Raw genomic sequence first — 25224 nt, 5'->3', positions numbered from 1 at the left:
AAGGCAAGCCATTAGATCATCAGGGCTGATCAAGAAATCTGGCAATCGCAGTGGTAACGGAGTTGATCTCGCATCCCGGCGCCATGTGCCCGCAGTCGGATTCAAGCAGCAGCGTCTGGGCGTGGATGAGCTTTGCGAAACCCAGGGCCGGCAGCGGGTTGACCATGTGGTCCTGCGCAGCGGCGATGATGAGCACCTTTGCTTTCACCTTGTTTGCCACGTCATAGAGCGACCCGCCATCCGCAATGTCCTGGCCAATCATGGCCTGGAGCTGGCGCAGGTAATCATTCGCGTCAAAGAAGCGGTCCCCGTCGGTCGTGATCTGTTCAAAATAGGACGGGAAGTCCTCGCGGGTGGTGTGGTTGGCGCGAAACGATGGGGTAGCGAGGTTCATGTTGTGAATCAGCGCTACGAGGGGCAGAGGCTGGGGCTGTGTATATTTGCCTCCGTGATAACCGGAGTCGGATTGCAGCGCCTTCAATTCCGTGTTCCAGAGTAGAAGATCGTAGGAGCTCTGCTGGGGAGTGCCGACGACTGGAATGACCGCATCCATAAATTCAGGGTAGCTGACCATCCACTGAAAGGCCTGCATTCCTCCCATCGAAACACCTAAAACCGCGCGTAGATGCTGAAGGTGCAGCTTTTCGGTGAGCAGGCGGTGCTCTGCATAGACCATGTCACGGATGGAAAATTGCGGAAAATCAGTTCCATGCTGTGTGGCGCTGTTGGAAGGAGAGCAGGAGATGCCGTCGCCGAGTGCATCTACGGCAATTATGAAATATTTGCGGCTGTCCAGGTAGTGTCCGGCGAGGATCTGCATGGCGATGTCACTGCTGCGCCCAGTAAACCAGGTGGGGAAGAGCACGGCATTGGACTTTGCCGCGTTCCATGCGCCGAGGGTACGGTAGCCGATTCTGCAATCGTGAATCACCTGGCCGTTTTCAAGCCTCAGATCCCCGAGATCGGCGTACTGCACGGGAGGAATGGCAGGAGAAGTTACAGATTGCGCAAGACCAGCAAAGGAAAACAGGAAAAAGAAGAGCGAGGAAAGAAACGCGCGCTTTGCGATTGTTATTCTGGTGCGGCAGGAAGAATTTTCAGCCATAGGAGTCATCATTTGCGGCATAAGCTTTGTTCAGTCCTTGTATCTGGGGCCATGATACTGTTTTCCGGCCATTTACGCGCACAGTCCTTTGTGAACACGCTGATGCCTGAGCCAGCAAAGCTGATGGTGGCGCCGGGGGGCCTTGCGATTACCCCCACATTCACGGTGACGACAACCCATTTTCGTGATGCGCGCCTGGAGGCTGCGCTGGGTCGTATGCTGCATCGCCTGGAATATGAGACAGGTGTTCCGATAACAAAGGAAATTCATCAAGGCCAGGGAGCGACACTGATAGTGGAGGTCCAGGGACCGGGCGAGACGGTGCAGTCTGTCGATGAGGACGAATCTTACGCACTGGAAATTACTCCGAATAGCGCGCTATTGAAGGCCAACACTGTGGTCGGGGCGCTGCGGGGCATGGAGACGCTGCTGCAACTGGTGCAACCGCAGCAGGGGAAATATGTACTTCCTGCGGTGAGCATCGAAGACTCTCCGCGTTTTCAGTGGCGCGGTTTGCTGATTGACTGTGGACGGCACTTTGAGCCGGTGGATGTCATCAAGCGCACGCTTGACGGAATGGCTGCCGTCAAGCTGAATGTCTTTCACTGGCACCTGACGGAAGATCAGGGCTTCCGGATCGAAAGCAAGGTTTATCCAAAGCTTACGCAGATGGGCTCGGACGGCCTTTTCTACACCCAGGAGCAGGCAAAAGAGATCATCGAGTATGCGCGGGAGCGGGGCATCCGCGTAGTACCGGAATTTGATATGCCCGGGCACAGCACAAGCTGGTTTGTCGGCCATCCGGAAATTTCCAGCGGCCCCGGGCCGTATCAGATCCGGCGCGAGTTTGGCATTTCTGACTGCGCGATGGACCCGACGCGGGAGAGCACATATAAGTTTCTTGACAAGTTCATCGGTGAGATGGCCCAGCTGTTTCCCGACCCCTATCTGCACATCGGTGGAGACGAGACCAATGGTGTGCAGTGGAAGAACAATCCGAAGATCGTTGCTTTCATGCAGCAGCACCACATGAAGGACACGGCCGCATTGCAGGCGTACTTCAATCAGCGACTGCTCAGGATCCTGCAGAAGTACCACAAGCACATGGTGGGATGGGACGAGATTTTGAACCCCGACCTGCCGAAGGACGTAGTGGTGCAATCGTGGCGCGGAGTGGCATCCCTGAGTGAGGGTGCCAGGCAGGGGTATCAGGGCATCCTGTCGGCGCCATACTATCTGGACGGGATGAAGTCTGCTGGGGAGCATTACCTGGCTGACCCACTGCCGTCTTCCTCAGACCTGACGCCAGAGCAGCGGAAGCTGATTCTGGGCGGAGAGGTCTGCATGTGGGGAGAGCATGTGTATGAGCGCACCATAGATTCGCGCATTTGGCCGCGTACGGCAGCGATTGCCGAGCGCCTGTGGTCGCCGGAAAATGTGCGCAACGTGGATGATATGTATCGTCGTCTGGACGTGATGTCTGTGCGACTGGAGGCCTTTGGCCTCACCCATATTACGCAGGAAGATGTAGGTCTGCGCGCTCTGGCAGGAACCACGGACATCAACGCGTTGCATGTCTTCGCATCCGTGCTGGAGCCGGTAAGTTTTGGCGAAAGATACGAGGCCCAGCATACCTCCCAGCTCACGCCCCTGGACCGGCTAATTGATGCTGTGCGTCCGGACCCGCCGGCAAAGCACAACACAGAGCTGCTGGTGCGTGAGTTCCTGCAGGACCCGTCTCAGCACCAGGGCGAAGGACAACAGTTGCAGCGAATTTTCAGCCAATGGCAGGCGGTTGCACCGGAGGTCGAACAGCAGCTGAACGCTTCTCCATTATTGGCCGAAGATGCGACTTTGCGGGCACAGCAGTGGCCGGGGTTGGCAAAGATTGGGAGCGACGCAGTGCATTATCTTACCGGTGGCGCGGCCCCAGCCGGTTGGAAGCAGAGCAGCCTGGCGGCCATCGATGCTGCTCAGAAGCCATCGGGGATGGTGCGGTTCGTGTTTCTCGCCCCTCTCCGCCAGCTTGTGAATGCCGTTTCGGAACACTAGACCGGTTGTCGCGGCGGTGTGAAGAAGGCAGCAGAGGGCTTTCTGCTGCCCATTTTTTGTTTTCCGGTGACCAGAGCAGGGCAGGACGGTCTAAAATCATCGCACCGCAGGAAACGATCTGCCTGACAGATGTTTTTCATGAAGGAGGGAAGTTTTGAACAGGATAATTGTTTGCGTCCCGAACTATATTGTTCTGGTCCTTTGCGCGATGATATCGATTCATGCCGGCGTTTTTGCGCAGACCCTGCAACTGGGACGGGACACCGCCATCTGGGTCAGCCCCGATGCGCCGGTCCCTGTGCGGAGGGCGGCAGAAGACCTGGCGAGTGACTTGGAGAAGGTACTGGGGGACAAACCGGCGATCCTGCATAGCGAGGAAGATGCTGCAAGGGCCGCGATCGTCATTGGAGAGGCAGCGAGTCTGCCAGCGGGGATCAAGCCGGCAGGGCTGACTGCAGCTGAGTCTTTTTCCCTTTCCGTGGTCCGGGCGAGGATGGGTGGAAAGCCGCATTCCGTGGTGCGGCTAGCCGGAGCGGACATGCGAGGTACGATTTACGCCATCTATGAGTTTTCGCAGGAGTATCTGGGCGTGGACCCGCTGTATTACTGGACGGACCGGCAGCCTGCGCGGCGCGATTCGGTCGCGGTTCCGGCCAATCTGAACAAAGTTTTCCCAGCCCCGGTGTTTCGGTATCGCGGGTTCTTCATTAATGACGAAGACCTGCTGACCGGCTGGGCACCGGGCTGGAAAGACCACTCGGGGATCTCTCTTGCAGTGTGGGACAAAATTTATGAAACAATCCTGCGCTTGAAGGGGAACATGGTGGCGCCCGGGACGTGGATTTTTCCTGATGATCCGCAGGTGAAGCTGGCAGCAGAACGGGGCCTGGTTCTTACCCAGCACCATGCCATTCCACTGGGACTGAATGTGGCGCGCTGGCCGGCAGATGTTCCTTACAACTACTCGACCCATCCGGAGATTCTGGAGCGGGCCTGGAGGAATGCAGTCCAGGAGTATCCATCGAACCTGGAGGTGCTGTGGACGGTCGGCCTGCGCGGCCTTTCCGATGTGACCTACGCTTCCATGGACCCGAGTGTGCGCGGAAACAACCAGGCTTTAGGTCAACTGATTACGCGTGCGATTGCCAATCAGATGAAGATTGTGCGTGCCGTGCATCCGGAGGCAAAGTTTATCACCAGTCTCTGGCAGGAGGGGGCGCGTCTGGTACAGCAGGGAGACCTGAAGATTCCCCCAGAGGTGACGACCGTGTGGGCCGATGATGGGTATGGCTACTTGCAGGACAATGGCGACGTGAAGGCGGGACAGGGTGCTTATGAGCACATCGCCATGATGAATGGACGGGCCAACCAGCTTTCCGAGATGGTCCCGGTAGAGCGCAGCCTTTCTGAGATAGCCCGGTATCTTCGCGCCGGGGCGACGCAGTATTATCTGGTGAACACCAGTGATCTTCGTCCGGTGACGATGTCCGCACGGGCCGTAATGGATGCGGTCTGGAAGGGGGTCCCCAAGGAACCGGATGCGGCAGATGTGTTCTATCGGCAATGGGCAGCGGAAGAGTTTGGAGAGAAGGCTGCTCCGCAAATTGCAGAAATCTACAAAGAATACTTTCGCGCTCCGGCACATTTTGGCAGCCCTGTGCATGAATATGGGGACCAGCTTTATCACACGGAAGTGCGGCGGATGCTGCTGACTTTCATGATTGATTCGCCGCTCTATGCCTTGCCAAGCCAGGCCCCCAAGTGGGAGCCGGCCAGGATGGTGGGCGAAGGCTTTGGATCTCCCGCGGCGCACACTGCGGGAAAGGAGTGGCTGGAGAGCGCCGTTGCGCGCGAAATCCAGCAATGTGGGGAGGCGCAGGCGCGTTGGGACGATGTATGGAAGAAGGCCGTGGCAGCCGAGTCGCTGGTTGAATCGTCACGATTGCCTTTTTACCAGGAGCAGGTGCTGGCCATGATTGCCATCAATCGTGAGAGCAACCGGATCTTGTATCTGATTTCCAAAGCCATTCAGGATGCAAGTGCAGGACAAACGGAACAGGCTCACAGGGAAGCGCTGGCAGCATTGAAGGCCTTCGATGATATCGAGAAGGCAGAAAACGAGGCCGAATATGGGAAATGGAAGGACTGGTACCGGGGAGATTGGCTGACAGGAATTCCGCGCACCCGCGAGCTTGTGCGTACATTTGTCGATTTTCTCAATGACCCGCTGACACCGCTGCCCCCTCCGGTGTTATGGGACGGATGGGAGGCGTACTACCACATCATGCAGTATGAGAAGGACCGTACTGTGGATGTGAAGTAGCAGGTCACGGACTTCAAAGGGAAGGCGCGGTCATCGTCTGCCGGGCCAGCGCCCTGCGTAAAACGGTTTCGAGTGCCGCCTTTTGCTCTGCATACTCGGAATCAGAGAGCTTGCCTTCCAGACGCTCGGTTTCCAAAACAAAAAGCTCTTCCTTCAGGGCCGAGAGCAAATCTCCATGAGATGGACTGGCAGAAGTTGAAGGTGTGCTGGATGGTGCTGCGGCAGTTGAGGCCGCGGCCTCTGGTTTTGCACGCAGTAAAAATGCCGCAGCCATGGCCAGCACGAGTGCGAGGCCACTGAGGATCCACCACTTGTATTTGTTCAAAGGATCAGGAGTGTCTATCGGATTTCCGAGTCCACCACCGGGTCGGTTGTCATTGGCGGCTGCGGTCGGTCCGCCTTGCTCGCCGCTTTGTCCCTGTTCTTCACGCGGCATGGAGCCGGTCCCGGAGACGGTAAAGGCCATGGCCTGCGCGGGGGCGACATTGCGGGCAAGGAACGTCTGTGCGTTTACATCTTCATTGATGGGCTGAAATGGCACAGTGCCCCCGGCAGCAAACTTCATGCTCTTCGGCAGCATGACGGCGATGTTCTGCGTAGGGAGCGAGACCCGAGGTGTGAAGGTAAAGCTTCCGTTATAGGGCAGATGATAGCTGACCTGAAAGCGTGTCTCACCCGGACGGACAGGAAAGACAAAAGAATAATAGCCTTTTTCGCCGGTGGGAACGGGAGACGAAGAGACGGGCATTCCTCCCGGGCCCATGGCCGCAGAGCCTTCGATGCGTGCGTCCGGGGGCAGGTAGATTTCATACGCACGCGGGCCAAATTGTGTTTTTGGCGGATTGGACTCGTTCTTCACAAAATAATTTTCAATGACGTGCAGTCCCTGCGCATCGGTTTCCATGCGGATGACATCGGCCTCTGTGCTCACGCCGTCAATTTTCGGGGCCACATCAAACACCTCAACATCTGCGGTTGTTGTGCCGGGACGAAGCGGCTGGAAATAGGCGGCCTTCTGGTGGTCCACACGGATGAGGTGCATTCCTTCGTCGGGCACATTGATGGAGTAGTGGCCATGTGCATCGGTCTTGGTGCGGGCTGCTTCCTGCATTCCCTGCGCGAAGGCTATCAGGACGACATCATCTCCAGCAGCAGGCTTATTGGTCGTTTTATTTGTCACTGTACCAGTTACAGTAACCGCAAAGGCCCCTACAGAGACGAGAGGAGCCAGAAAGGCAAACAGGAACTGCGCGCTGCGCCGAAGGTGGAGATTCAATGTCATGAAAAAATTCTTCCCGTAGATTTCGTTGCTGTTGCAGGACCAAGCGTGCTGGTGGACGGGCCCTGTTCGAGTGATTCAATCTCAGCCAAGATGCCAGCAGCCTCATTTTCCAGCGCGGTCCGCTGGGCCTGATAGTCCTCTTCCGGATATTTTCCGGCCCGGTATTCAAAATTCAGATCGCGCAGATTGTCATAAAGCACCTCTTTCCGCTCGCGCAGGAAATCGAGCCGGGTCTTCTGGGTCTGGGCAGCGACACGACGTTCCGGCCAGAAAACATAGGCGAAAAGACCAAGCAAAAGCAGTGCGCAGGCCAGGGTACTCATAGTTCGGTCTCTTTCCGGATCTGGTCTCGAATGCGATCCAACTCATGGATGGAAGGAGGAACGGAGGTGGCGACTGTCCGCAGTTTCCACTTGCGCACCAGCGCGAAGGTGGCAAAGATGCCCAGGAGCAAAACGGCCGGAGGCACGATCCAGGCGACAATATTGAATCGGGTGAGCATGGGAGCGGCCAGGATGGTTGGACCGTATTTTGCCTGAAAGGCCGCAAGGATGGCAGTGTCACTCTCGCCCTTGCCGAGGGCGGTGCGAAGTTCGCCAAGCATCCGCTCAGAGTCCGGACAGCCAAGATGGTTGCACTCGCCCAGCACCTGACCGCATCCGCAGGCACACATCATCTTATGGCTGAGTTCGTTATAGCGGACTGCAGTATCAGCTGATCCGAGTGTGAAAAGCAGCAACAGAGCAAGACAGGAGATGTGTGCAATGCGCCGCATCAGTCGCCGCCTTTCGTGGCAGCCATCACAGCAACTTCTGCTACGGGCATACGGCTGCGGCTTGCCGCAAGCGCCGCTGCCATGTTGGGAGTTAGCGCAACAAAGGTGCCCAGCACAACGATTATGACGCCGATCCAGATCCATGCGACCAGCGGATTGAGAAAGACCTTAATAATAGGCTGGCCGTTGTCCGGATCTTTGCCGGCATAGATGACATACAGATCCCAGGCCAGGGTTGAGTGATTGGCAACGATGGTCGAGGTTGTCTGGCTGGCCTGATAAAAACGGCGCTCAGGGGCAAGTTGTGTGACTTTTTTGCCGCCGCGATACACATCAAGAATGGCGTACTCGGTGTCGTAATTCGGGTTTGTGTCCTGAGAGAAGTCGAGACACTCAAGCCGGTAAGGGCCTATGGTCATGCTTTGTTTGTAGTTCAGCTCCTGCTCTTTGCTCTGGTTAAAGGCCGAGCCGGCTAGCCCGATAAAGATGACCACTACGCCGAAGTGGACAATGTATCCGCCATAACGGCGCGTATTACGGCGTGTCAGCTGCACCATGGAAGCAAGGAGGTTTTGCCCTGTATGGCGCTGGATGACGCGCGCGCCCCGCAGAAACTCCGAAGCCACAGCAGTAGTGACCATTGCGGCCAGCGACCACGCAACCAGAGAATAGAATGCGCCAGTATCCTGCCAGGGCCGCATTCCGCAGGCAACCAGGACCATGGCCGTTACCAATGCTACGGCCACCGGGAGGACAAAATTCCTGCGAATACTTTTGAAGGAAGAACTGCGCCATGCCAGCAAAGGGCCGATTCCGGTAAGAAAGAGCAGGAACAGTCCGATAGGGACGGCGACGCGATTGTAAAACGGTGGACCGACCGTAACTTTATTTCCCTGAACATATTCGGAAATGACAGGGAAGAGCGTGCCCCAGAGAATTGTGAAGCAGGCCGCCAGCAGCACCAGATTATTGAAGAGAAAGCTGGATTCGCGTGAAACGAGCGACTCCAGTTTGTGCTCGCTTTTGAGATGGTCGCGCTGCAAAACATAGGTAAACAGGCAGACGGCCAGCACAAGGACGAGAAATGCCCAGAACCAGGAGCCGATGGAGGACTGGGCAAAGGCATGGACCGAGCTGACCAGGCCCGAACGGGTGAGGAGTGTCCCTAGAATGGAGAGCGCGAAGGTAGAAAAGATGAGCCAGATGTTCCAGTGCTTCATCATGCCGCGTTTTTCCTGCATCATGACCGAGTGCAGGAAAGCAGTCCCTGTAAGCCAAGGCATCAGGGAAGCATTCTCGACTGGGTCCCATCCCCAATAGCCGCCCCATCCGAGGACTGAGTAGGCCCAGTGGGCGCCGAGAAAGATGCCGCAGGTCAAAAAGAGCCAGGTCACCATGGTCCAGCGGCGGGTGATATGGATCCATTTTTCGCCGGGATATCGCATCATCAGTGCGCCCAGTGCGAAGGCAAAAGGCACGCTGAAGCCTACATATCCGAGATAGAGCATCGGCGGGTGAATGACCATCTCAGGATATTGCAGCAGCGGGTTCAACCCGAAGCCATCCTGGGGGACGGGTCCGCTGACGAGGGAAAAGGGAGGTGCGGCGAAATTCAGCAACAGGAGAAAGAAGAGCTGGATCCCGGCAAGAATGGTGGAAGCATACGCCGTGAGTTTGACATCTACTTTGTGCCGGATGCGCAGCACAAATCCATAGCCGGTGAGTAGCCATGCCCACAGCAGAAGTGAGCCTTCCTGTCCTGACCAGAGTGCGGCGAACTTGTAGGGTCCGGGCAGGGCACGATTGGAATGATGGAGGATATAAGCGACGGAAAAATCGTTGCTGAACGCCGCCCATACCAGGGCAAAGGCCGCACAGCTTACGGCGATAAAACTGCCAATTCCGGCCCGACGCGCAGTTTCTGCCAGCCGCTCGGGCAAGATAGGTCCGCGAGCTCCGGTTGCAAGCTGGCGCAGGGCTACCGCACCTGCTAGAAGGGTGTATCCGCTTAGGGCCAGGGCCAGCAGAAGGGCGAAGCTACCAAAGGTGGGCATATGGAACGCTTATCTGTTAGGAGAACACATCATTGTCGCATCTGGATTGCTGAAGCGGCAACGAGGGCGGATTCTCTGCCATTGAAATTCAAGTCCTTGATGGGCGGTTTCTTAGAAGACCCTTCGCTACGGCGACCGTAAATCGACGACCTCCCATAGAAACAAAATACAAAATCCAGCCAAGAACCGGGCCAAGGGAAAAATCTCCCGTGTCAAATTCCCGGGAAACGCCACGCAAATCGGTGATTCCGTTGCCCTTTCACAATGCTTGGACACCAGGAATCCATCGATTAAACAAACAGGAATTCCTTGGTCCGCAGCTCTTTTATGGTGTCCCGAAGTTTTGCAGCCTTTTCAAATTCAAAGACCTTTGCGGCCTCGCGCATCTCATTTTCAAGCTTCAGAATATAAGCATCCAGTTCTGCCTGGGACTGAAATTCTGGCATCGCATCGGTTTCTTCCGTAAGGTCAGCGTATTCGGCCTTAAGAATCTGTGCCAGGGCCATATCGGCTGCGCGCACGACTGAAGTCGGGGTAATACCCTGCTCCTCGTTATAGGCGCGCTGGATTTCGCGGCGTCGCGAAGTCTCATCCATCGCCTGACGCATCGAATCTGTAATTCTGTCTGCATAGAGAATCGCCTTGCCATGAACATGGCGTGCGGCCCGACCGATGGTCTGGATCAGCGATCCGGTGGAGCGAAGAAAGCCTTCCTTGTCTGCGTCCAGAATTGCAACCAGAGAAACCTCCGGCAGGTCTAAGCCTTCGCGCAGCAGATTAATGCCGATCAACACATCGTATTCGCCCTTGCGCAGGTCACGCAGCAGCCGCACGCGCTCAAGGGTCTCAATCTCCGAGTGCATATAGCGGCAGCGCACCCCGACCTCAGTGTAATATCCCGCCAGGTCTTCGGCCATGCGTTTGGTCAGGGTCGTTACCAGAACACGTTCGTTTTTCTTTGTCCGTTCACGGATCTCGGCCAGCAGATCATCAATCTGCCCTCGTACCGGCCGCACCTCTACTTCAGGATCGATGAGTCCGGTGGGCCGGATGATCTGTTCAATGACCACGCCTGAAGCCTTGGTCAGCTCGTAGGGTCCCGGGGTCGCAGACACATAGACCAGCTGATTGGTGCGTGCTTCAAACTCCTCAAAACGCAAAGGACGGTTGTCCATTGCAGAAGGCAGGCGGAAGCCATAGTCCACAAGGTTCTGTTTGCGCGAGCGGTCGCCATGCCACATGCCATGCAATTGCGGAATGGTGGCGTGCGATTCGTCAATGAAGATCAGGAAATCGCGCGGAAAATAATCCAGCAGCGTTGGCGGGGGTTCGCCCGGAAGCCGGCCGGAAAAGTGGCGCGAATAGTTTTCGATTCCGTGGCAATAGCCAACAGACTTGATCATCTCCAGATCGAACCGGGTACGCTGATGCACGCGCTGGGCCTCCACCAGGCGTCCCTGAGATTCGAGTTCTTTTTCCCACCACGCCAGCTCTTCCAGAATCGAGTCGATTGCTGCCTGCCGTTTCTGCGGCTGCACTACGTAATGGCTTTTCGGATAGATTGGCAATCTCGCATACTTCTGCTTTACGGTGCCGAAGAGCGGATCAATCTGCGAGAGCGAATCAACCTCATCGCCAAACAGCTCGATGCGATAAGCATTTTCATCGTAGGTGGGAAAGACTTCAATCACATCACCGCGTACGCGAAAAGTTCCCCGGCGGAAGTCAGTGTCATTGCGTTCATAAAGAATTTCAACCAGTTTGCGTGTAATGTCTTCCCGGCGTACGCGCTGGCCTTTTTTCAGCAACAGAAGCATGCCGTAATACGCATCCGGATCGCCCAGGCCGTAAATGCAGGAGACAGAAGAGACGATGACCACATCGCGGCGCTCAAAAAGCGAACGTGTGGCCGAAAGCCGCAGCTTGTCCAGTTCTTCATTGATCGTGGCCTCCTTTTCGATATAGAGGTCACCGGAGGGAATATAGGCTTCCGGCTGGTAGTAGTCGTAGTAAGAGACAAAGTACTCAACGGCGTTGTTGGGAAAGAACTGCCGAAACTCGTGATAGAGCTGTGCGGCCAGTGTCTTGTTGTGCGCCAGCACCAGCACCGGGCGGTTCAGTTCTTCGATGACTTTCGCCATCGTAAATGTCTTGCCCGACCCTGTGACCCCAAGCAGCACCTGGTGTTTTTCGCCGGCATGGATACCGGAAACAAGCTCACCAATGGCGCGCCCCTGGTCGCCGCGCGGCTTATAGTCGCTGACTAGCTGAAAATCCATTTACGCCTCAGACTTCTATGGTAAAGGACGCAGGCAGACCAGGCAGGCAGGTTAATCTATAGGAAACACCTATGGAATTGCACCAACTGCGCTATGTATGTGCCATCGCTGAGATGGGCAGCTTTAGCCGCGCAGCGGAACACTGCCATGTGGCCCAGCCGTCTCTATCGCAGCAGGTCTCGAAGCTGGAAGAAGAGCTGGGGACGCGGCTTTTTGACCGGCTAGGCCGCCGGGTGAGGCTTACGGATGCGGGCCGGGCCTTTCTTGCCCGTGCACGCGCCATTCTGCAGGAAGTGGAAGCAGCGCGTTTTGAGGTGGATGATGCAAGGAAGAACACGAAGGGAAGCATTACCGTCGGCGTCATTCCCACAGTTGCGCCATATTTTATGCCTGCGCGGGTAGCCGCTTTCACCCACAAGTACCCTGAGGCAACGCTAAAGATTGTCGAAGAGACAACGCCGGTCCTGGTAGAGAGGGTGCGCGACCTTTCCCTGGACATGGCCATTCTGGCCCTGCCTTTGCGCCATCGGGAATTTGTCATCACGCCGCTGCTTCGCGAGCCGCTCTTCGCTGTGCTGCCCCGGGACCATCCTCTGGCGTGTCAATCTCAGGTTTCCCTTCGTGATCTGCGCACAGAGCCTTTTGTGCTGTTGCGAGACAGCCATTGCTTCCACGGTGTAGCGCTAGCGGCCTGCCAGCGGGCACGCATCAATCCACATGTTGTGTTTGAAAGCGGTCAATTCAGCAGCCTGCTGGGGATGGTTTCGGCCGGAGTGGGTGTGTCCATTGTTCCAGCAATGGCCGTAGATGCGGCCGAGGACCGGGTCTTTGTCCGCATTGCGGACCAGAAGGCCCAGCGGACCATCGCTGCGGTGGTCCTGCGGGGACGCTCCCTGAACCGTGTGCAGGGAGCGTCCCTGGAGCACCTGCTGCAAAGTGATCAGAACACAAAGCGCATGGCGAGCTGCATTCTGCGCGGCGGATAAGCACTGGTTACGTCGCCAAAGTCTTCGCTGCCCTCCACGGTGTCCACATAGGAGCCGTTGGGATGGTTCAGAACGTTGAAGGCGGACGCAGACAGACCCAGCGTGGGGCTTTTGTCCATCTCTCTGGGATGCAGCTTGAAGTCATAGCCCCAGCGCAGATCAAGGTCAGCGTAGTCCGGCCCGGTCTCGGAGTTGCGCGGAACATCATCCGGACGGGCATTGAAGAGGTTTGTTCCATAAGCGTCGGTCCCGGTAGTAATGGTCCAGGGCTTGCCTGTATTTGCAAAAATTCCTACTCCCAGATTCAGCAGGTGATCGGAATTGAACATCCCATAGAAGCCGAAGTGATGACGCTCGTCCCAGTCGGCCGGACCCCACTCTGCATTGGGATCAAATTGATTTTCTGGAAACCACGAGATGCCGCTGGTGTTGTTGCCATAGTGGCTCCAGGTGTACCACGCGAATCCTGTGAAGTATTTGTTCAGGCGTCCGCGATAGTTGATGTCCAGTGCGCTTCCGTTCTGTGTTCCTGCAGACTGGATCTGACGAAGCTGTGAAATGCTGGCATCAGGACGCTGGCTGTAATCGGGAGGCAGAGGGGCATTGACATCTACGGAACGAAAGAGGTCTACGCCGCGATTCATGCGACCGCCGATGGAAATGGTCCCTTTCTCCCCAACCTTGCGGTCCAGAGAAATCCCGTAGTTTATCTGATAAGGTGTTTTGATGCCCGGCGCCAACTCCACCAGCGAGGGAGGAAGGGCAGACAGGTCTGCGCAGTCAGTAATGGGACTGCAGAGGGGCTGCTGGTTTGAAGAGACCTGAAGCAGGCGCAGATCGGCATGTTCGTAACGGGCCAGGTCAGCCAGTGGCCCAGAACCAATGCGGTCGTAATAAATGCCCCCACCTCCGCGCAGCACCATTTCGCTCTTCTGGTCCAGGACGAGCGCAAAGGACAGGCGCGGTGAAAAGTTGTTCGTGTCCCCGCCGAGGAAGTTCTGCCAGTCATAGCGAAGGCCCGGCGTCAGAGAAAAGAAGGGGGTGACCTTCAGCTGGTCCTGAATGAATGCGCCTACCTCCTGCTGGTGATACACAAACCGGGTCCGGCCCTGCTGTATTGAGAAGCCAGAGGGCACGCCAGACTGATAGTTCTGAATGGCGGTGGCAAGCAGAGTGCCATCTGCGCTGTAAGTGGGGCCGTAGGTATAGGTCCCAGCCGAGTTGGTATGATCTTCGAGAACGCGTCGGCTCAGATGCGGCAGGTTAATACCGAACTTGAGGTTGTGCGGTCCTTTGACCCAGGAAACAATCTCATTGGCGCGAAGGTTGTATTCGGTACGCACCTGAGCATCCTGCGCGCTTCCCCCTGTGAAATAGCCTTTTACGTTGATGCGCGGCTGGTTGGTAACGTTGGAAATGGGATCGTAGCTGCGTTCGAGTACAACAGAGGCCTGGTTCAGGATGGACGGGGAGACAATGTAGTCATCGTGAAAGACCAGGTCATCTTCCCTTGTTTCCGTGTTATATCCGGCTTCGGGTAGCGTCTGGTTGCCAACTCCCTGATTGCGATTGGTGGCGTCTTGAAACGAATACATCAGGGAAGCTGAATGCTGATCGTTGATCTGGTGACCGATGCGCAGGGAGAACTCAGTATCCCGTGTGGGTGCGGGCACGGTGACGTTATAGATGCCTGCGGGATTTTCCGGTGTGGGAGCGACATTTGCATTCACAATCGCGTTCAGGTCTTCTTCGGCACGGTTGAAGGAGCCGAGAAAGGTCCATTTTTTCGCATGCCAAAGTGGCCCGGTGACGCTGCCTTCGTAGATGCGTCGTTGCTCCGGAGGTTTGTTGGGCGCAAAGCGGTTCTGCGCATTCATGGAGGCATCGCGGAAGAGAAAGTTCAGCTCGCCATGATATGCATCTGCGGACTGTTTGGTGATGATCTCAATCTGTCCACGTCCGGGCCAGTAGTAGCGGGCCGAGTAGGGGTCCTCATTGATGTGCACCTCCTGCACGGCGGATGGGGAGACGAGGGCGCGGTTGGCTTCCACACCATCTACCATCAGGCCCGCGCCGGCCGTCATTCCCTCTCCGGAATCGAGGAAATTGCTCATCGCTGAAACATAGTCGTTGTCAAAGACAGGCATTTGCTTCAGGTCGTCGGCCGTCATGACGGAGGTGTCGCCGTTGTCATCGGAAGCAGTGAGATCCACGTTGGTATTTCCGTTGACTTCAACCTGCGTGACGGTAGCGGCGACTGCCAGAGGAACATTCAAAGGTGCGGAAGGGGTTGGTCCGGCATGGACGGTTTGCGTTGCCGTCTGGAAACCGGGAAGGGCAATGATCAGAGTGAAATCTCCAGCATGGGGAGGCTGGAGACGGAAGTGGCCGGTACTGTCTGTGGTGGCAGAGGCCACCGATGCTCCTGTTGCGTCATGTAACTGGACCTGGGCCCCCGGAACAATGGCCCCCGTGGTGTCTGTAACAGTGCCAGTGATGGCAGCGACCGCTACGCTTGCAGCAGCAGCGGGAGGCTCGGTAGCCGACGCATGGCTCAAAGGGCAGGCAAGAAGCAATGTCAGCAAAACAGTGCGTAGCAAGGCAAGGTTCTCCTTTCATGCAAAGAGCAAAGGGCTGCAATGTGGTCACGGCCTTTCCTGAAAGCGCAGCAAGAAGGTCTTTTTGTAACGTTTTATTTTTTCTGCCTGGCCATGTCCAGAACAGAAATCCATTCTAGCGGTGAATCAACAAGACAATCTGATGGTATGGATTCCACTTTATGCGAAGAAAGGCCGTAACGGCAACCGATGGCCCAGGTGCCTGCCCGTCGTGCAGTGAGGATGTCCACGTCTGAGTCGCCCACCATGACGGTTTCTTCGGGTAGGACGCCGGCTTCATGAATGAGAAAGTTCAACCCTTCCGGGTCAGGTTTTTTTGTGGAGAAGCTGTTTCCACCGTAGATACGGAAAAAATAAGGACCCAGGCCGAGCGCTGCGCAGATTTCCTGGGCCGGCCGGACAGGCTTGTTGGTAAGCACGGCCAGCTTTCTGCCATGCTTCAGCGCTTCGAGCGCTTCAAAGACCCCGTGGTACACATAGGTGAAATCCAGTTTGTGCACACGGTAGTGGTGCAGGAAAGAAGCCAGCGCGCTTTCCACCAGCGCTTCATCATCGGGATCGCCCAGCGCCCGCCGCACCAGCATCCCTGCGCCGTCGCCGATATATTCAGCGATGATCTCTTCCGGCAATGGTTGGCGCCCAAATTCGGCCAGCATGGCATTGATGGAATTTGCCAGGTCCTTACGCGAGTCGATAAGCGTTCCGTCCAGGTCAAAGACGACCATGCGTACTTGATCTGCAGGAATGGATTGCATGCATCCAGTGTATGGGAAGTGAAATGGCCGCCTCCAGAAAGGCGGCCCGGAAGCGTGGTCACCAGGGCAAGGTTTCCCCGAGGTGGATATAGGCCCCTGTAGGACCATCAGCAGGCAGAGTGGCAAGAGCAACGCTGGTCCGAGCGCCATCAGGAATCTCCATGGGGGCCGCCTCGGTACCCATCTCCGTCTTTACCCAGCCTGGGTGCGCGGAATTGACCTTGATTTTTGTACGGCGCAGCTCATGGGCCAGATGAATGGTGAAGGCGTTCAACGCCGCCTTGGAGGCGTTATAGGCAAAGGCCTTTGAGCCTGCAATGGGGGATTTTGGATCCGCATGCAGCGTGAGCGATCCGAGGATGCTCGAAAGATTGACAATCCGTCCTTCCGGAGCTTTTTTTATCAGGGGAAGAAGCGTCTGCGTCAGTTCAACTGCGCCAAAGAAGTTTGTTTCAAAGGTTTCACGCAGGACCGCAGGAGACACGGTGGATACGGTGCTTTTAAAGAAGTCTTCCTTTGCAATGCCAGCATTATTGATAAGAATGTCCAGCTTGCCAAATTTCTTATCTAAAAATTCAAAGATCTCCCGGTAGTCTTCCGGGCGGGTAATATCAAAGCGCACGGCTTCAACATCAGCCCCTTCGGCGCGCAAGGCTTCGGCCGCCGCCTGCCCTTTGGCCAGGTCACGGGAGCCGATGATTACGTGAATGCCCTGGATCTTTCCGAGTTGGCGCGCCGTCTCAAGACCAATGCCACGGTTTGCGCCAGTAATGAATGCAACTTTCTGAATAGACATGGAACCTCCCGATTTCAACTGATTCGATGATGGAGCCGGAAACAGAGATTCAGCCTTGCAGCATTTTTGAAAGAATAAAACCCATGCCGATGTTTTGCGATGTAGCGCTGCCTGTTCCGCTGGACCGCGTCTTCACATACCAGGTGCAGGATGATCTCCCGCAGGCCGGCTGCCGTGTACTTGTTCCCTTCCGTAATGAAAAGATGGCAGGCGTGGTGGTACGGGTCCATGAGGACCCTCCTCTGGTAGAGGCAAAGCCGCTGCTGTCTGTGCTGGACCGGGAGCCTGTGATTGCAGGCCCGCTTCTGGACCTGGCCCGGTGGATTGCGCAGTACTATCTTGCTCCGCTTGGGGAAGTGTTGCGCGGGATGCTGCCGTTAATGGCTGAGGTGAGGCACATCACGCTGTTTCGGATTACGGAGCTTGGACGGCAGGTGCTCCATGAAGGGGCAGAGAAAGGGTCATCGCGCAGATCAAAGCTTTCGGCAGAAGACCAGAGGGCAGAATATGCGGTTTTGAATTACCTCGAAAATGGAGAGACCGCGCGCCTTTCCCAGTTACGCTCCGCTACCGGGGCCAGTATGGAGCTGCTGCGGGGAATGGTGCGCAAAAGATGGGTCCTCCGCGAGACGGAAGCGGCCGCACGGGATGCACGGAGGACGGTGCGATATGCCGTACTGGCCAGCGAGGAGCGGTTGCCGAGGCTGAATGAAAACCAGCAGGCCGTCCTGGCGGAGCTGGCTGGCGCAGGGGGAGAACTTCCTGTAGCTGAGCTGCGAAGACTGGACGTGCCGCAGTCCACGCTGACGACTTTAGTCCGGCGTGGGCTGGTCCGGCTTGAGGAGCGTCCGGCCGAGTTTCATCTGACCGGATTGGGCGCAAGGCCGTCTGTTCATGAACTGAATCCGCAGCAGAGGGAGGCCCTCAACGCGATTACCGCAGCAGTTTCTTCCGGAGAGTTCCGCCCGCACCTGCTGCATGGGGTGACCGGGTCGGGCAAAACAGCCGTCTATCTTGCGGCGTTGCGTTATTCGCTGGAAGCGGGCAAGTCGGCCATCCTGCTGGTCCCGGAAATTGGCCTGACCCCAGCGATGGCCGCGCAATTGCACCATGCGTTTGGCCAGCAGGTTGCGTTGCTGCACTCAGCATTAACGCCGCAGGAAAGGGCTGAGCAGTGGCACCGTATCCGGCGCGGCGAAGCCAGGGTTGTGGTGGGGACGCGATCGGCGGTTTTTGCTCCGGTGCCGGACCTGGGCCTGGTGATTGTAGACGAGGAACACGACGCCAGTTATAAGCAGGAGGAGACGCCGCGTTATCATGCGCGTGATGTGGCAGTGATGCGGGCGAAGTTGTCTTCTGCGACGATCGTGCTGGGTTCGGCCACGCCGTCTCTGGAGTCGTGGCACAATGCCGAACGCGGACGCTACGCCAAGATCGAAATGCGGGAGCGGGTGAACCAGCGGCCGCTGCCTGTAGTGGAGCTGGTAGATATGAGGCGCGAATTTCAGGAAACGGGCCAGGAGCACCTGTTTTCACGCGCGCTGATTGAAGGGACCAAGGCCACACTGGAGCGCGGCGAGCAGGCGATGATCCTGCTGAACCGGCGGGGATACTCCTTTGTGGTGATGTGCCGGGCCTGCGGGCACAAGCTGCAGTGCGAAAACTGTGCGATCTCCCTGACCTATCACAAATCCATTGCAGGAGATGCTCGCGCCCACGCGGGGCAGCGCCTGGAATGTCACTATTGCGGTTACAAAAGGACCGTGCCCCGGGTGTGCCCCGAGTGCGAAAGCGAACACCTGTATTTTCTGGGTGCCGGTTCACAGCAGGGCGAAGAGCGCCTGCAGGAGATTTTTCCGGGGGCACGCATCGGGCGTATGGACCGCGACACGGTGCGCGGACGCTATGACCTTGAACAACTGCTGCTTCGCCTACACTCGGGAGAAATCAATCTTCTGGTTGGCACACAGATGATCGCCAAAGGCCATGATATTCACGGCGTGACACTGGTCGGGGTGGTCGGCTGTGACCATGCGCTCAGTTTGCCGGATTTTCGCGCAGCCGAGCGCGTCTTCCAGCTGATGACGCAGGTCTCAGGCCGCGCGGGCCGCGGGGAGCTTCCGGGCAAGGTGATTGTCCAGACGTACTACCCGGACCACTATGCGATTGCATGCTCCAGGAGCCACGACTTTCATGCTTTTGTTGCAAAGGAAATGAAATACCGGAAGTGGATGCACTACCCGCCATTTCATGGCCTGGCCAATGTGCTGATTCAAAGTCCACACCTGGAGCAAGCAGCGGCGTGGGCCGCTGCTATAGGCCGCTGGGTGCAGCAGACGCCATTGACGGGAGTGCGCGTCCTTGGTCCAGCGACGGCGCCGATTCCCAGAATCAAGCGCATTTATCGTTTTCATCTCATGATGAAGTCAGAAAACCGCCAGGTCCTGGCACGGGCCCTGCGGGCGATGCTGGCCTATGCAGAGACGCAGGGAATTCCACGCAGAAACCTGATTGTGGACGTGGATGCTGTCAATCTGATGTAGGACACAAGGTCTTTACGCAATCACCAGCGCCATGGCGAAGCCGTCATGTCCTTTGCTGCCGACTGTCTGCTGTGCCGTAGCGATGACGCGTGGGTCGGTGGCCATTTTCTGAAACAGCTTTCGCGTACCGCGAAGATCCGGGTCGGTGCTATTTGTATCAAGAATTTCTCCTTCGCGGATGACATTGTCTACAAAGATCAGACTGCCCTTGCGCGAAAGCTTTAAGGCCCATTCGAAATAGCGCGGATTGTTGCGTTTGTCCGCGTCGATAAAGATCAAATCGAAGGGACCGGTAAGCTCTGGCAGAATGGCCAGCGCCTTTCCCTGGCGGACCTCAACCTTTGCGGAAAGCCCTGCCCGAGCAATGTTTTCGGTGGCCACACGGGCGTGTTTAGGGTCGGCCTCAATCGTAATCAGTTTGCCCCCAGGGCGCAGGGCGCGGGCCAGCCAGATGGTGCTGTAGCCGCCCAGCGTGCCGATTTCAAGGACCTTTTTAGCACCCTGGAGTCTTGCCAGCAGATGCAGCAGCTTTCCTTGGCTTGCAGTGACCTGAATCTGTGGGAGTCCGGCGCGTTGCATGGTCTCCAGCGCTGCGTCCAGCGCCGGGTCGGACGGCACAAGGGTGGAGTGGAGATAGTTGTCTACGGCGGTCCATTTTTTCTTTGACATGATGCTTTCTCATTCGTCCAGGGGGAAGGTTGCGTTTTTTTTGCCTCAGACCGGCAGCCTCAGATACATGCTTCTGCGCTCAAAGGCCACTCCTGCGAGTGCAAAGAGCATCGGGAAACATTCCAGTGTATAGCGGGGCTCAGGCGCTTCAAGGGTGGCCAGCAAGGCGCAGCGCAACAGAACAAAGGCCAGAATGGCCCCGGAAAATCGCGGCCAGCGGTACAAGCCGATGCAGGCCGCGACCAGATAGGCGAGGTTGAGGGCAGCGTAAGCGGCGGCAAACTCTGTTTCTGCAGGATGCCGGGAGTATTCCCACCAGCGCAATTCAATCCACAGCAGCTCAGTGCGCGGACGCAGCCACATGTCCAGAAGCCTGGCCACCGGCAATGCGAAGTAATAACGTACAGGGTCGTCGTGGATACGCTCTTTGGCCAGCCTGGCGAAGCGGGCATCAATTTCCGGCGTGATGGTTGCGGACTGGTTGTAGTCATCGAAAAGCTGTTTGGTTTCGGAATGCTGTGCAGGAGAGTCGAAGGCGCGTTTTGGCAGATCTTCCAGATGAAGTAGATCGGTGTTGCCGTTCCAGTAAATCTCCCATGTACAGGCCAGATCGACACAGACGGTGCGGGTCCAGCGGTTAAATCCAGGAAATGTCGGTTCCCCTGGGTCGGTGGCGTAACGCGGCGCCAGGGGCTGAAAAACGTGAAAGGTATGCCAGTTGCGGAGGGTCCACGGCACGAATGGAACGATGGAAAGAAGTCCGCAGGTGAGGGCCATCCGCAGCATGAGCGACGTTCCCCAGAGCCGGGCCCCGTAAAAAAGGATTGCCGGACAGAGGGCGACAGCCAGTAAGGCCCCATCCGGCCGAAGCAGCGCAGCATAGCTGAAGGCAAATGCCAGCACGAAGACCCAGCGCCATTGCGGATTTTCGAGCAGGGTAGCAAAGCTATACAAAGCCAGCGAGATACAGAAAAGCTCAAGTGTTTCTGTGAGCGGTGTGGCCGTGTAGTTTGCCGTGAAGGGACAAAGGGCAGCCAGCCAAAGCGCGGCCCATCCAGCCCGGAGAGAGGCGATTTTCCTGGCGAAACCGGCAACCAGCAGGCAGCTTGCCAGGTCAAAGGCCACTTGGGTGTACATGACTGCGTTATAGTGCTCCATGCCAAACAGGCGAAAACAGAGCATTAAAAAGAGAGGATAGCCGGGCAGGCGAATCAGGGTGGGATGAATGCCCGCGGCGCTGGAGAGGCCATAGATACCATGCAGCATCCAGTTTTTGGCAATATCGCCATACACCAGCGGATCGCCCTGCGTCTCAGGATAAGCATGGATGAACCAGAAACGGAGTGCCGCTCCGGCGCCGAGAGCGAACAAAGAAATCCACCACCTGCGAGGAAGCGCAACGAACATGCAAGTGAATCATACAGGGTAGAAATCGCTTCAAACGAAGAAAAGCTCACTACAATAAGAATTTGAATGAAACAAATCTTTTATGACCCGCAGCGAAAGCGCTGGAAACGGCTTAGGCGTGTGCTGGACGTCTCGGCGGTTGTCCTGACGGTGGTCCTGGCCGTCTTTATTTTCAGCGTCTGGAAGCACCAGTCTCTGCCGGAACTGCTGCTGCCCACGCAGAAGCGTAATTACAGGGCGCTGCGGCCGCCGGAATTACGGAAGACGGCACAGCGGCCTTCCCGGCGGCGGACCCATCGCCGTCCTTCAGAAATCCCACTGAATACAGATGAAGGACTGCGCGCGGCCTTTTACGTCAATGATGAACCCAGCTATTCCTCACTGAAGGCCCACATCCACCAGATTGACATGCTGTTTCCGGACTGGCTGCACGTGACCCGGCCAGACGGTAGGCTCCAGGGGGCAACGTCCCTGTTTCCGGTGCGTTTGTACGATGTGGTGGATGCTGCCGGCGTCCACAACGTGGATGAGGAGAACAAGGTAGCGCGCGTGATTGCGGCAGCCCGGGAAGACACGGAAATCTTTCCGATGCTGAACAACTACGACATGCTTGCCGGTACATGGAATGGCGAAGCCATCGGCAGGATGCTGGAAGATCCTGCGGCGCGGGAGAATTTGCACCTTCAGCTTGATCGATTCCTGGCTGCAAATCCGAATTACCGCGGCATCTGCCTGGATTTTGAGGAGGTCCCGGAGAAAGACCGTAATCTCTACGCCGAATGGATTGGGGAACTGGACAACGACTTTCGGGCCAAGAACCTGCGGATCTACGTCAATGTGGAGGTCAGTGCTCCAGACTTCTTGCTGAAGTCCCTTGCCAGGAACAGCGACGGCATCATTCTGATGAACTATGACCAGCATGAGACGACCAGCGGACCCGGACCGATTGCCGCTGAGAGCTGGTTTGAAGGCAATCTGAACCGCGTGCTGAAGACTGTTCCCAAAGAAAAGATCATTTGCGCAATCGGAAACTATGGCTACGACTGGTCGGTCCCTCTGCCTGAGAAGGGGAAAAAGGCCACCGACAAGGTCCTGGATGCGGAAGACCTTACCGTGCAGGAGGTCTGGCAGCGAGCAGCCGAGTCAGAGGCGGATGTACATCTGGAGGGCGACGAGCTGAACCCGCACTTTGTTTATGACGATGAGGACGAACATATACGCCACCAGGTTTGGTTTTTGGACGGGGTGACGGCGCTGAATGAGCTACGTGCAGCGCGCAGCATGGGGCTGAAGACCTTTGCGCTTTGGGCGCTGGGCAAGGAAGACGGCTCTCTGTGGTCCATCTGGGACCATCCCAGCTCAAAAGACGCGCCCCAGCTCCTGAAGGACGTTCCTCCAGGCAATGATGTGAACACGGAGGGAGAAGGCGACATTCTGCGGGTCGTCTCGCGTCCCCAGCGCGGTTCGCGCACGATCAGCATGGACGCGGACAACTTCACCATTACCGACGAGGAGATGACGGAGCTGCCGCGGTCCTACACGCTGCATTACTACGGCTATCAGCCGAAAAAAGTAGCGCTTTCCTTCGATGATGGCCCGGATCCGAAGTGGACACCGAAGGTATTAGATGTCCTGAAGCAGTATCACGTGAAAGGGACCTTTCTCGTCATTGGCGAGGAGGCGGCCGATCACACCGGACTGTTGAAGCGATATGTGCGCGAAGGACACGAAGTCGGCAACCACACCTTTACCCATCCGGACATCAGCGAAATTTCGCCGCGACAGCTCGATCTGGAGCTGAATTTGACAGAACGCCTGTTTGCCGCTGAGCTGGGTGTGCAGCCGCTTTACTTTCGGCCTCCCTATTCGATTGATCAGGAGCCGGACACGAATGATCAGGCGGCTCCGGTAGACCGCATCCAGCAGATGGGCTACATCATTCTGGGCAACAAGATTGACACCGATGACTGGAACGAGCATCCACGGAAGACGCCGCAGGAGATCGTGGACACGGTGCTGCAGCAGCTCGATGAGATGAAGACAAGGCCCTGGTTCCGCGGTAGCGTCATCCTGATGCATGACGGAGGAGGCGACCGGTCGGTGACGGTGGCGTCGCTGCCCCTGCTGATCACTACGCTGCGGGCAAAAGGGTATGAGTTTGTTCCTGTTTCAGAACTCATGGGCAAGACCACGGCCGAAGTGATGCCACCGATTGCTCCCCAGCTGCGCTGGCAGGCCCGCATCGATGCTGTGGCCTTCCTGATCTATGGGTTCTTCAGCCACTTTGTTGTCTTTGTGTTTTTTGTAGGCGATGTGCTGATGAGTGCACGTCTGGTGCTGATTGGTGTCTTTGCACTGATAGACCGCCTACGCCGCCGCAAGATCCATGGACCAGCCGACTTTGCACCGCGGGTTGCGGTATTGATTCCTGCGTACAACGAGGAGAAGGTGATTGTCCGCACAGTACGGTCGGTACTGAACTCGACTTACAAAAACCTGCATGTTGTAGTCATTGACGATGGCTCAACGGACCGGACCTTTGATGTGGTGCGCGATGCTTACCCTCAGGAAATTGCCTCTGGCAAACTCCTGGTCCTTACCAAGCCAAATGCCGGTAAGGCCGAGGCCCTGAATTTTGGCCTTCAACATATGGAAGAGGATTTCTATGTCGGCATTGACGCGGACACCGTGATTGCATCTGATGCGATTGAAAAACTCATCGTCCATTTTGCCGACGAGCGGGTGGGTGCCATTGCCGGAAACGCCAAGGTGGGCAATAAAGTCAATCTGCTTACGCGCTGGCAGGCCCTTGAATATATCACCAGCCAGAACTTTGAGCGCAGGGCCTTGGACCTGTTCAATGTGGTCACAGTCGTACCGGGGGCCATCGGAGCATGGCGCACGGCAGCAGTGCAAAAGGCGGGCGGATATCCCATTAATACTGTGGCCGAAGATGCTGACCTGACAATGAACCTGCTGGAGCAGAATTTTAAGGTCATTTACGAGGACCGCGCGCTCGCATTTACTGAGGCGCCAACGACGGTCAATGGACTGATGCGGCAGCGCTTCCGCTGGTCTTTTGGAATACTGCAGGCCGTTTTCAAGCACAAGCATGCCTTCCGCACAAACCCGGCGATGGGTCTGTTTGCCTTGCCGAATATTGTGGTCTTCCAAATTCTGCTGCCGCTGGTGTCGCCCTTTATCGACATTATGTTTGCTGCAGGAGCACTGCAGTACTGGTGGAACAAGCACTTTCATCCGGAAGCTGCCAGCGCGGCCAGTTTTGAGAAGCTGCTGGTCTACTTCCTCGCATTCCTGGTCATAGATTTCGCTACTTCAGCGCTGGCCTTTGCTCTGGAACGCCGTCATCCGGCCAATAAGGGAGATGGCTGGCTGCTGTTCCATATCTGGATCCAGCGGTTCTCGTATCGGCAGATCTTTTCTCTTGTGCTCTTCAAGACATTAAAACGCGCCATCGATGGGCGCCCCTTTAACTGGGACAAGATTGAACGGACGGCCAGGATGTCCCAGCACACGGAGAAGATTGCAGCAGGAGGGTGATGGTCCCCCTCCGCCCTGA

The 25224-nt window shown here is 56.7% G+C and carries 16 protein-coding genes; 5 read left to right on the top strand and 11 right to left on the bottom strand.

Annotated features, from left to right (window positions below; translation table 11 throughout):
* Positions 1 to 19: 19 nt before the first annotated feature.
* The gene (locus tag N655_RS0102375; RefSeq protein WP_049961203.1) at positions 20 to 1105 is read right to left on the bottom strand and encodes an alpha/beta fold hydrolase; all 1086 of its coding nucleotides are present in this window, start codon (positions 1103 to 1105) and stop codon (positions 20 to 22) included.
* A gap of 51 nt (positions 1106 to 1156) precedes the next feature.
* On the opposite strand from N655_RS0102375, the gene N655_RS0102370 reads away from it, so the two are divergent.
* Both N655_RS0102370 and N655_RS0102365 read left to right on the top strand, forming a co-directional pair.
* Positions 1157 to 3157 (top strand): beta-N-acetylhexosaminidase, encoded by a 2001-nt coding sequence (locus N655_RS0102370; RefSeq protein WP_026441708.1) that lies wholly within the window; start codon positions 1157 to 1159, stop codon positions 3155 to 3157.
* A gap of 154 nt (positions 3158 to 3311) precedes the next feature.
* Positions 3312 to 5480 (top strand): glycosyl hydrolase 115 family protein, encoded by a 2169-nt coding sequence (locus N655_RS0102365; protein ID WP_044933837.1) that lies wholly within the window; start codon positions 3312 to 3314, stop codon positions 5478 to 5480.
* Between the two features lie 13 nt (positions 5481 to 5493).
* Here the strand turns inward: N655_RS0102365 and N655_RS0102360 are convergent, their stop codons facing one another.
* The 5 genes from N655_RS0102360 to uvrB all read right to left on the bottom strand — a co-directional run bounded on the left by N655_RS0102360 (position 5494) and on the right by uvrB (position 11870).
* On the bottom strand, positions 5494 to 6762 hold the full coding sequence (locus N655_RS0102360) for a peptidase associated/transthyretin-like domain-containing protein (RefSeq protein ID WP_026441706.1): 1269 nt from the start codon (positions 6760 to 6762) through the stop codon (positions 5494 to 5496).
* Positions 6759 to 7085, bottom strand: coding sequence for a hypothetical protein (locus N655_RS16905; protein ID WP_044933836.1), 327 nt, complete (start codon positions 7083 to 7085; stop codon positions 6759 to 6761). Before N655_RS16905 ends, N655_RS0102360 begins: the two co-directional genes overlap by 4 nt.
* The gene (locus N655_RS0102350) at positions 7082 to 7537 is read right to left on the bottom strand and encodes a cytochrome c-type biogenesis protein (protein WP_044933834.1); all 456 of its coding nucleotides are present in this window, start codon (positions 7535 to 7537) and stop codon (positions 7082 to 7084) included. The genes N655_RS16905 and N655_RS0102350 overlap by 4 nt, the downstream gene beginning before the upstream one ends.
* Positions 7537 to 9591: a heme lyase CcmF/NrfE family subunit gene (locus N655_RS0102345; RefSeq protein WP_026441704.1), complete on the bottom strand. Its 2055-nt coding sequence runs from the start codon at positions 9589 to 9591 to the stop codon at positions 7537 to 7539. Before N655_RS0102345 ends, N655_RS0102350 begins: the two co-directional genes overlap by 1 nt.
* A 290-nt stretch (positions 9592 to 9881) precedes the next feature.
* Complete coding sequence (gene uvrB / locus N655_RS0102340) at positions 9882 to 11870, bottom strand: excinuclease ABC subunit UvrB (protein WP_026441703.1); 1989 nt, start codon at positions 11868 to 11870, stop codon at positions 9882 to 9884.
* A gap of 71 nt (positions 11871 to 11941) precedes the next feature.
* On the opposite strand from uvrB, the gene N655_RS16900 reads away from it, so the two are divergent.
* Positions 11942 to 12856 (top strand): LysR family transcriptional regulator, encoded by a 915-nt coding sequence (locus tag N655_RS16900; protein ID WP_044933832.1) that lies wholly within the window; start codon positions 11942 to 11944, stop codon positions 12854 to 12856.
* On the opposite strand, the gene N655_RS16895 is transcribed toward N655_RS16900, so the two are convergent.
* The 3 genes from N655_RS16895 to N655_RS0102320 all read right to left on the bottom strand — a co-directional run bounded on the left by N655_RS16895 (position 12811) and on the right by N655_RS0102320 (position 17025).
* Complete coding sequence (locus tag N655_RS16895; RefSeq protein ID WP_081823530.1) at positions 12811 to 15456, bottom strand: TonB-dependent receptor; 2646 nt, start codon at positions 15454 to 15456, stop codon at positions 12811 to 12813. The two genes, N655_RS16900 and N655_RS16895, sit on opposite strands and share 46 nt — an antisense overlap.
* A 92-nt stretch (positions 15457 to 15548) precedes the next feature.
* Positions 15549 to 16229, bottom strand: a complete 681-nt coding sequence (locus tag N655_RS0102325) for an HAD family hydrolase (protein WP_026441702.1) — start codon at positions 16227 to 16229, stop codon at positions 15549 to 15551.
* 58 nt (positions 16230 to 16287) lie between these two features.
* A complete protein-coding gene (locus N655_RS0102320; protein WP_026441701.1) occupies positions 16288 to 17025 on the bottom strand; it encodes an SDR family oxidoreductase in 738 nt (245 codons plus the stop codon).
* An 83-nt stretch (positions 17026 to 17108) separates the two neighbouring features.
* Here N655_RS0102320 and priA point away from each other — a divergent pair, with 83 nt between their 5' ends.
* Entirely contained in the window at positions 17109 to 19568 is a 2460-nt protein-coding gene (priA, locus tag N655_RS0102315; RefSeq protein ID WP_026441700.1) for a replication restart helicase PriA, read from the top strand.
* A 12-nt stretch (positions 19569 to 19580) separates the two neighbouring features.
* Here priA and N655_RS0102310 read toward each other — a convergent pair whose 3' ends face one another.
* Both N655_RS0102310 and N655_RS16890 read right to left on the bottom strand, forming a co-directional pair.
* The gene (locus tag N655_RS0102310; protein WP_026441699.1) at positions 19581 to 20237 is read right to left on the bottom strand and encodes an O-methyltransferase; all 657 of its coding nucleotides are present in this window, start codon (positions 20235 to 20237) and stop codon (positions 19581 to 19583) included.
* Positions 20238 to 20282: 45 nt separating this feature from the next.
* Positions 20283 to 21608 carry an ArnT family glycosyltransferase gene (locus tag N655_RS16890; protein ID WP_238324436.1) on the bottom strand — a complete coding sequence of 442 codons (1326 nt, stop codon included), beginning with the start codon at positions 21606 to 21608 and terminating at the stop codon, positions 20283 to 20285.
* 102 nt (positions 21609 to 21710) lie between these two features.
* Between N655_RS16890 and N655_RS0102300 the strand changes: the two genes are divergently transcribed.
* Positions 21711 to 25205, top strand: a complete 3495-nt coding sequence (locus N655_RS0102300; protein WP_026441698.1) for a trifunctional glycoside hydrolase family 18/polysaccharide deacetylase/glycosyltransferase family 2 protein — start codon at positions 21711 to 21713, stop codon at positions 25203 to 25205.
* Positions 25206 to 25224 lie beyond the last annotated feature (19 nt).

The sequence above is a fragment of the Pseudacidobacterium ailaaui genome, from assembly GCF_000688455.1.
GTDB lineage: Bacteria > Acidobacteriota > Terriglobia > Terriglobales > Acidobacteriaceae > Pseudacidobacterium > Pseudacidobacterium ailaaui.
This window is presented reverse-complemented; position numbering and strand designations above follow the sequence as displayed.